Here is a 7,781-nt window from a genome sequence, read left to right as displayed (position 1 = left end):
ACGAAGGCCATGCCCGATATCACCGGCGAAACCGAAAACGGCAGGTCGATGAAGGCACCCAGCAAGGCCTTGCCGCGAAACTCGAAGCGCGCCATCAGCCATGCCGCCGCCACGCCGAATACCATGTTCACGGGCACCGAGATCACCGCCACAGCCAAGGTAAGCCAGATCGCCGACCGGGCCTCGGCCTGGTGGAAGACGCGTGTAAAGGCATGCAGGCCCTGTTTCAAAGCCTCCGAGAACACCACTGCCAGCGGCAGCAACAGGAACACCGTGAGCACGGCCAGGCTTACCAGGATCATCAGCACGCGCACCACCGATGGCCGGTTCGTCATCGCGGTCGCTCCCAGCGACGGCTTGCGCGCTGCACCAGCGACACCAGCAACAGCAGCAGCAGCGACAGCACCAGCATGGCCACGCCCAATGCCGCGGCGCCCGCATAGTTGAATTCCTCGAGTTTCTCCACGATCAGGAGCGGCGTGATTTCCGACACCCTGGGAATATTCCCGGCGATGAAGATCACCGAACCGTACTCACCCACCGCCCGGGCCAGGGCCAGGCCGAACCCGGTCAGCAATGTCGGCAGCAGCAGCGGCAACACCACGCGGAAGAACACCTGCCAGCGCGTGGCGCCCAGGCTTGCCGCGGCTTCCTCGACCTCGCGCTCCATCGACTCGAGCACCGGTTGCAAGGTGCGTACGACGAACGGGAAGCCGACGAACACCATCGCCACCACGACGCCGAGAGGTGCATAAGCCACCTTGATGCCCATCGGCACCAGGTAGCGCCCCAGCCAGCCCTCGGGGGCGTAGATAGCCGTCAGCGCGATGCCGGCCACCGCCGTGGGCAAGGCAAAGGGAAGGTCCACCAGCGCATCGAACAGGCGCCGTCCGGGAAACCGGTACCGTACCAGTACCCACGCCACCAGCAATCCGGCCAGCACGTTCACTGCCGCGGCAAGCATGGCGCCCCCGAAGCTCAGGCGCAGCGCGGCGAGTGTACGCGGCGCGGAAAGCAGCGCCCACCACCCCGAGGGCGCGAGCGCACTTGATTTGAACACCAGTGCCGCCAGCGGCAGCATCACGATCAGCCCAAGCCACGCCATCACGTAACCCAGCGACAAGCCGAAGCCGGGCAGGACGCGCCGCTTCATGGTTTGTCTCCCCGGCCCGGGCCGACCTGGTCGAACAAGCCGCCATCGGCGAAGAATTTCTTTTGCGCCGCCTTCCAGTTGCCTGCGATATCGGCGATGGTGAAGGTGTTCACGTCGGGGAATTCGCCCTTGTGACGCGCCACCACCTCGGGCAGGCGAGGCCGGTAGAAATGCCTTGCACCGATCTCCTGCCCTTCGGGGGAATAAAGGAACGCCAGGTAAGCCTCCGCCGCTTTGCGCGTACCGTGGATGTCGACATTCGCGTCCACTACCGCCACCGGCGGCTCGGCCAGGATCGACACCGACGGAATCACGATCTGGATCTTGTCGGCACCGATGCTCTGGCGCGCCAGTAGTGCTTCGCTTTCCCAGGCGATCAGCACGTCGCCGATGCCGCGCTGGGCAAAGGTGTTGGTAGCACCGCGCGCACCGGTATCGAGCACCGGCACATGGCGGAACAATTGCGCCATGTAATCGCGGGCGCTCTCTTCGCTGCCGCCCGGCAGGCGCCGCGCATAACCCCATGCGGCCAGGAAGTTCCAGCGCGCCCCGCCGGAGGTGCGCGGGTTGGGCGTGATCACGCTGACGCCGGGGCGGATGAGGTCGGGCCAGTCTTGGATCTGCTTGGGGTTGCCCTTGCGCACCACGAAAACGATGGTGGACGTGTAGGGCGCTGCGTTGAACGGGAAGCGCTTCTGCCAATCCTTCGCCACCAGCCCGCGGTCGGCCAGCATGTCCACGTCATAGGCCAGCGCCAGGGTGACGACGTCGGCCGGCAGGCCCTCGGCCACCGACCGCGCCTGCTTGCCCGAGCCACCATGCGACATGCCCACGGCAATCCCCTTCCCCGTCTTCTCCCGCCAATCGCGGGCGAAGGCCGCGTCGATGTCGCGGAACAGTTCGCGAGTGGGGTCGTAGGAAACGTTGAGCAGCTGTGAAGAAGGCCCGTGCGCGGAGCACGAGCCCAACAGCAACAAGAACGCCAACAGCGCGCAGAGCCTTGCCAAGCAGCGCCTCCCGAACATCGCCCGCGGCGCGGCAGCCTACCTTAGCAAACCTCGCGGCGATGCAGCAAAGACGTCTAGCCCTCCAGCTTCATCGAAGGCGGACGGGCTGCCTTCGATGCCCCGAAAGCCTTGTTGGGCTTGGGCCCAAGCGTGAAGACCAGGCTGCCGCCGGCGGCAATCTCGGCATGGCTGATCCAGTTGCGATCGTGCGGCTTGCCGTTCCAGCTCACCGATTGCACATACACGTTCTGCGCCGAGTTGCCCTTCGCTTCCACCACCAGTTTCTTGCCGTCGGCCAGTTCCACCTCCGCGCGGTGCACCAGGGGACTGCCCAGCACGTAGTTGGCGCTTACCGGATCCACTGCGTAAAGCCCCAGCGATGAGAGCAGGTACCACGCCGATACCTGGCCACAGTCGTCGTTGCCTGCCTCGCCGTCGGGCTTGTCGTCGTACATGTTGTCCAGCAGCCAGCGCACACGGTGCTGCGTCTTCCACGGCTGGCCGGCGTAGGCATAAAGCCAGGCCACATGGTGGCTGGGCTCGTTGCCATGCGCGTACTGCCCCACCATGCCTGCAATATCGGGCGGTGCGTCGGCCGGAAGCTCGGGGTTGCCGTTGAACAAGGCGTCGAGCTTGGCCACGAAGGCTTCGTCGCCGCCGAAATCCTGGATATAGGCGTGCAGGTCGTGCTGATTCAGGAACGTTGCCTGCCATGCATTGGACTCGGTGAAATCACGCCACTGCTTCGAATGACCCATGCCGCGCGGATCGAAGGGCTCGGCCCAGCTGCCGTCGGCAAGTTTGGGCCGCACGAAGGTCTTGGACTTGTCGAACACATGCCGGTAATTGCGCGAGCGCTTCATCAGCGCCGTGCGCTCGTCTTCCTTGCCTACCGCATGGGCCAGTTCCGCCATGGCCCAGTCGTCGTAGGCATATTCGAGTGTCTTGCTGACCGACTCATCGATCTTGTCCGCCGGGATGAAGCCCAGGTCGCGGTAGAACTTCAGGCCGCGGTAGTCGTCGTCCATCGCGCGTTTGCGGAAAGAAGGCCACGCAGCTTCGAAATCGATGCCCTTGAAGCCCTTGGCGTGGGCCTCGGCCAGCACAGGCGCTGAATGGTAGCCCGTCATCGTGCCTGTTTCGCGCGCGTAGAGCGGCCACACCGGCGGCCCTGCCGGGCTTTGCGCCGCCATGCGGATCAGGTCGTTGCAAAGGTCGGGCACGCGGTGCGGCTGTACCAGGGTGAACAACGGGTGCAGCGCGCGGTAGGTATCCCACAGGGAATATTCGGTGTACGTCTGCGCGCCGGCAGGCAGCTGGTGAATCTCGAGGTCCATGCCACGGTACTTGCCGTCGACGTCGCCGAACAGGGTCGGTGCGATCAGGCTGTGGTAGAGCGCTGAGTAGAAGATGCGCTGGTGGCGTTCATTGATGGCATCGATCTTCAGGCGCGACAGCTCGCGCTCCCAGGCCATGCTTGCCGCCTCGCGCGTGCCGTCGAAATCCCACCCGGGCATTTCGGCGTTGAGGTTGGCCAGTGCACCTTCCGCGCTCACCGCCGACAGGCCCACTTTCACCAGGATCTGCTCGCCCGCCTTGGCCTTGAAGTGCGCCGCGCATTTGATCTTCTTGCCGTGCGCCGTCTTCACCGCGCTGCCGGCGGCATCATCAACGAACACTTCGCAACGGTCGAAAGGACGGGAGAATTTCAGCGCGAAGTAAACGTGCCGGCCCTTGGCCCAGCTCTGCACGATGCGACCGCCCGTCAGCGTGTCGCTGCCCACCACGGCAAGGTCCGCCGAAGTCACCGGCGGCGGCGTTGCAGGGTTGTCCTGCATGGCGTGGAAAAGATCGACCAGGATGTGGCTGTCGCCGGCGTTGGCGAAGGTGTAGCGGTGTACGCCCACGCGCGCGGTGGCGGTGAGTTCGGCGGTGACTGCACGGTCGCGCAGAAGTACCCGGTAATAGCCAGGCTCGGCGCTTTCGTCCGCGTGGGTGAATGCGGCGCGATAGCCCTTGGGGCCTCCCGTGGGCGATACAGCGTCGGGCTCCGCCCCGGCCGGACGCGGCGTATCGAAGCGCGAGGTATAGCGCGTGATGGGATGGTCCGGGTTGCCCGGTTCCGTCTTCACCTCGCCGACATTGGGCATCACCAGGAAATCGAGCAGGTCGCCGCAACCGGTGCCGGTGAGGTGGGTATGCGAGAAGCCCATGATCGAGCCGTCGCCCTGGTGGTATCCCGACGACTGGTCCCACAGCGCGTTGTAGGTATCCGGGCTCAGCTGCACCATGCCGAACGGCATCGTGGCGCCCGGATACGTATGACCATGGCCACCGGTGCCGATGAACACATCGACGTGGCGCGTGAACTGGCGCGGCGCCTTGCCACCGGCAACGGGCGCGGCCAGTGCATCGGCACGCCAGCGCGGCATGCCGGCAAGGCCGACGGCACCGGCCAGCAGGGAGGTCTTCAGGAACGCTCGACGGGAACTCATGGTTATTTTGTACTCCGTGGAAGGATTCAGGCCAGCAGCGCGGGGCGCTCGCGGGCCAGCTTGAGGATCAATTCCCCGAACAGGGTATTGGCCCAGGCAAACCACGCACGCGTGAATTTGGCAGGGTTGTCCTGGTCGAAGGATTCGTGCATGAAACCCGTGCCTGCGTGGGTGGTCTTGAGCCACGTGAGGCACTGTCGGATCTCGCCGTCGTCGCTACTGGACAGCGCCCGTACGATGATCGACATCGGCCAGATCAAGCGCATGCCCTGGTGCGGGCCACCGATACCACTGGCGGCGGTGCCCTTGAAGAAATACGGGTTGTCCTCACTCCACGCGCGCTTGCGCGTGGCCTGGTAAAGCGGATCGTCCTGCCTGCAACAACCAAGATAGGCCAGGCTCAGCAGGCCCGGCGCGTTGGCATCGTCCATGAACAACTGGTTGCCAAAGCCGTCCACTTCATAAGCCCACACCTTGCCGGTGGACGTCTGCATGGAGCCGTACATCGCTAGCGCCCGGTCTACTTCGTCGGCCAGCGCCTTGCATTCGTTGGCGAAGGCGGCATCGTGCGCCACCGCATTGGCCATCTCGGCCAGCTGCCGCAGGCTCACCACGGCGAACAGGTTCGACGGGATCAGATACGGCAGGATGCAGGCGTCGTCGGACGGGCGGAACATCGAGTGGATCAGGCCCACCGGACGCGATGGGTTGCCATAGCCGCTAAGCGGCACGGACTCTGTGGTTATCGGCGAGGCGCGCTGGAACGTGTAGGGGCCCGGGCCATGCTTGCGTTGTTGCTCGCGCATGGTGGCCACCGCCAGCTTCATGGCCTTAAGCCACTCAGCGTCGAACGGCGTGGCATCGCCCGTCGCCTTCCAGTAGCCGTGCGCCAGGCGTATGGGATAACACAGCGAATCGAGCTCGTATTTCCGCTCGCCCACGCCTGGCTTCATCGTGGTGATGTCCGAACCGCTCCATGTCAACGGCTTGGAGGACGGATCGTGCAGGAAGGCATTGGCGTAGGGATCAAGCAAAATGCAGCGCGCCTGACGGTGGATCACGCCCTGCACCAGTTGCGCCAGCGGTTTGTCTTCTTTCAGGAAAGCCAGGTAAGGCCACACCTGTGCGGAAGAATCGCGAAGCCACATGGCGTCGATGTCGCCGGTGATCACGAAGGTATCGGGCTTGCCGTCCGCCGTGCCCAGCTTCACCGTGGTGTCCAGGCTGTTGGGAAGGCAGTTTTCAAACAGCCAGGCCAGTTCCGGATCGCCGATGCGCTTCTTTGTTTCGACGATGGCCGTCTCTACGGCTACGGAAGTAAAGCAGCGATCACCCTTGGCAGGGCGCCGGCTGGTAAAGCCGGAAGCGGAAGGCGCTGCTGTGGCGAGGGCTAGCGGCGGTGCCATGCTGGCAAAGGTTCCGATGGCGCCCCACTTGAGCACGTCGCGTCGTGTCGTCATGCGTATTTCCCTGCGGTGAACGTTGGCTCATAAGCACCAGGCGGGGTCAGAGTAATCACTCTGACCCCCAAACTCACCAGGCACATACCAGCGTGACCGTAACGCGGCTGGACAAAAGATGCCAGCCTATGCACCGGGCAACCCCGGCGGTGAGTCGCTATCGTCCTTAAGCGCAATGCCGCTGACGCCGCGCGAGAGCGACTGCGTAATGAGATAACCCAGCGTGGCTGCCGCACTGGCATAGCCCAGTCCAGCGGGACGGATGTTGGACACGCAATTGCGCTCGGCATCGGTACGCCCCACGCGCGGCGCGTAGGTGAGATAGGCGGCCATGCTGTCGGGGGACGACAGACCCGGACGCTCGCCGATCAGCACCACAACAAGTTTCGCCTGCAACAGATAGCCCACTTCATCGCCCAACGCCACGCGTGCCTGGGTGGCAATCACGGTGGGCCCGATGGCAAGGCCAGCAAGGCGCGGACGCAAGACATCAAGCAAGGGCAAGGCGTGTTCGGTGGCCAGTGCGGAAAGACCGTCGGCGATCACGAAGACCACATCGCACGACCGCGCCTTCGATTCCAGGTATTGGCGCCCGGCATCGTCCAGCTGCCGGCCAAGGTCCGGGCGCAACAAGTATTCGCGGCGGTCGGCAGCCGCGCTGCGTACGATCAGTGCGTGCTGTCCGCGTTCGGCAAGCACGTCCGCCAGGCGTTGGGCGTCGAACGGCAGGTGCACCGCATCGCGCGCACGGGCATGGTCCACGCCGAAGGCCAGCGAATCGGCGGTGGATACCGACGTGCCCACGCGCCCGGTGCCAATGCGGGCCGGGGTAAGTTCGCGCAGCTGCTGCCACGGCTTCGGGATGGTGCGGTCAGTCATGGGCGATCCACCGTTGCACATCGTCAAGGAGTCGATGGCGGCCGCCATCGTCGGGCAGGCGCCGGTCGATGCCGATGCCCATGGTATCCAGCCATGCCTGGAACTCCGGCGCGGCTTTCAGGCCGAGCACATCGCGCACGTAGAGTGCATCGTGGAACGAAGTGCTCTGGTAGTTGAGCATCACGTCGTCGGCGCCGGGCACGCCCATGATGAAATTCACCCCCGCCACGCCGAGCAGCGTGAGCAGGGTGTCCATGTCGTCCTGATCGGCTTCGGCATGGTTGGTGTAGCAGATGTCGCAGCCCATCGGCAGGCCCAGCAACTTGGCGCAGAAGTGGTCCTCGAGGCCAGCGCGGATGATCTGCTTGCCGTCGTAAAGGTATTCGGGCCCGATGAATCCCACCACGGTGTTCACCAGCAACGGCTGGTAGCGGCGCGCCACCGCATAGGCACGTGCCTCGCAGGTCTGCTGGTCCATGCCGTGGTGCGCGTTGGCCGACAGCGCGCTGCCCTGCCCCGTCTCGAAGTACATGAGGTTTTGCCCGACATTGCCGCGGTGGAGCGACTTACCCGCGTCATGGGCTTCGTCGAGCAACGCCAGCGATACGCCGAAGCTGCCGTTGGCGGCCTCGGTACCTGCGATGGACTGGAAGACAAGGTCCACCGGGGCTCCGCGCTCGATCGCGCGCAAGGTGTTGGTGACATGGGTGAGCACGCACGACTGCGTGGGTACGTCGTAGCGCTGGCGGAACTCATCGAGCATGACCAGCATGTCGATGACGTTGGA

General features: G+C 64.6%; 7 protein-coding genes. All 7 read right to left on the bottom strand.

All coding sequences use genetic code 11. The annotated features are described in order from the left end of the window. Positions 1–335 (bottom strand): ABC transporter permease family protein (locus VK519_RS00785; RefSeq protein WP_524538966.1); only part of this gene is annotated, 335 nt, incomplete at its 3' end. Further along, positions 332–1,153, bottom strand: a complete 822-nt coding sequence (gene cysT / locus VK519_RS00780; protein ID WP_324346722.1) for a sulfate ABC transporter permease subunit CysT — start codon at positions 1,151–1,153, stop codon at positions 332–334. The genes VK519_RS00785 and cysT, both read right to left, overlap by 4 nt. After that, a complete protein-coding gene (locus VK519_RS00775; protein WP_414692667.1) occupies positions 1,150–2,178 on the bottom strand; it encodes a sulfate ABC transporter substrate-binding protein in 1,029 nt (342 codons plus the stop codon). Before VK519_RS00775 ends, cysT begins: the two co-directional genes overlap by 4 nt. A gap of 56 nt (positions 2,179–2,234) precedes the next feature. After that, a complete protein-coding gene (locus VK519_RS00770; protein WP_324346720.1) occupies positions 2,235–4,655 on the bottom strand; it encodes a GH92 family glycosyl hydrolase in 2,421 nt (806 codons plus the stop codon). Positions 4,656–4,681: 26 nt separating this feature from the next. Beyond that, positions 4,682–6,115, bottom strand: a complete 1,434-nt coding sequence (locus VK519_RS00765; protein ID WP_324346718.1) for a glycoside hydrolase family 125 protein — start codon at positions 6,113–6,115, stop codon at positions 4,682–4,684. A gap of 126 nt (positions 6,116–6,241) precedes the next feature. Further along, positions 6,242–6,994 carry an ethanolamine ammonia-lyase subunit EutC gene (eutC, locus tag VK519_RS00760; protein ID WP_324346716.1) on the bottom strand — a complete coding sequence of 251 codons (753 nt, stop codon included), beginning with the start codon at positions 6,992–6,994 and terminating at the stop codon, positions 6,242–6,244. After that, positions 6,987–7,781: ethanolamine ammonia-lyase subunit EutB (eutB, locus tag VK519_RS00755; protein WP_324346713.1), on the bottom strand; the 795-nt coding region annotated here is incomplete at its 5' end. The genes eutC and eutB, both read right to left, overlap by 8 nt.

Origin of the sequence: Pinirhizobacter sp., from assembly GCF_035317885.1 — a bacterium.
Classification (GTDB): Bacteria; Pseudomonadota; Gammaproteobacteria; order Xanthomonadales; family Rhodanobacteraceae; genus Pinirhizobacter.
This window is presented reverse-complemented; position numbering and strand designations above follow the sequence as displayed.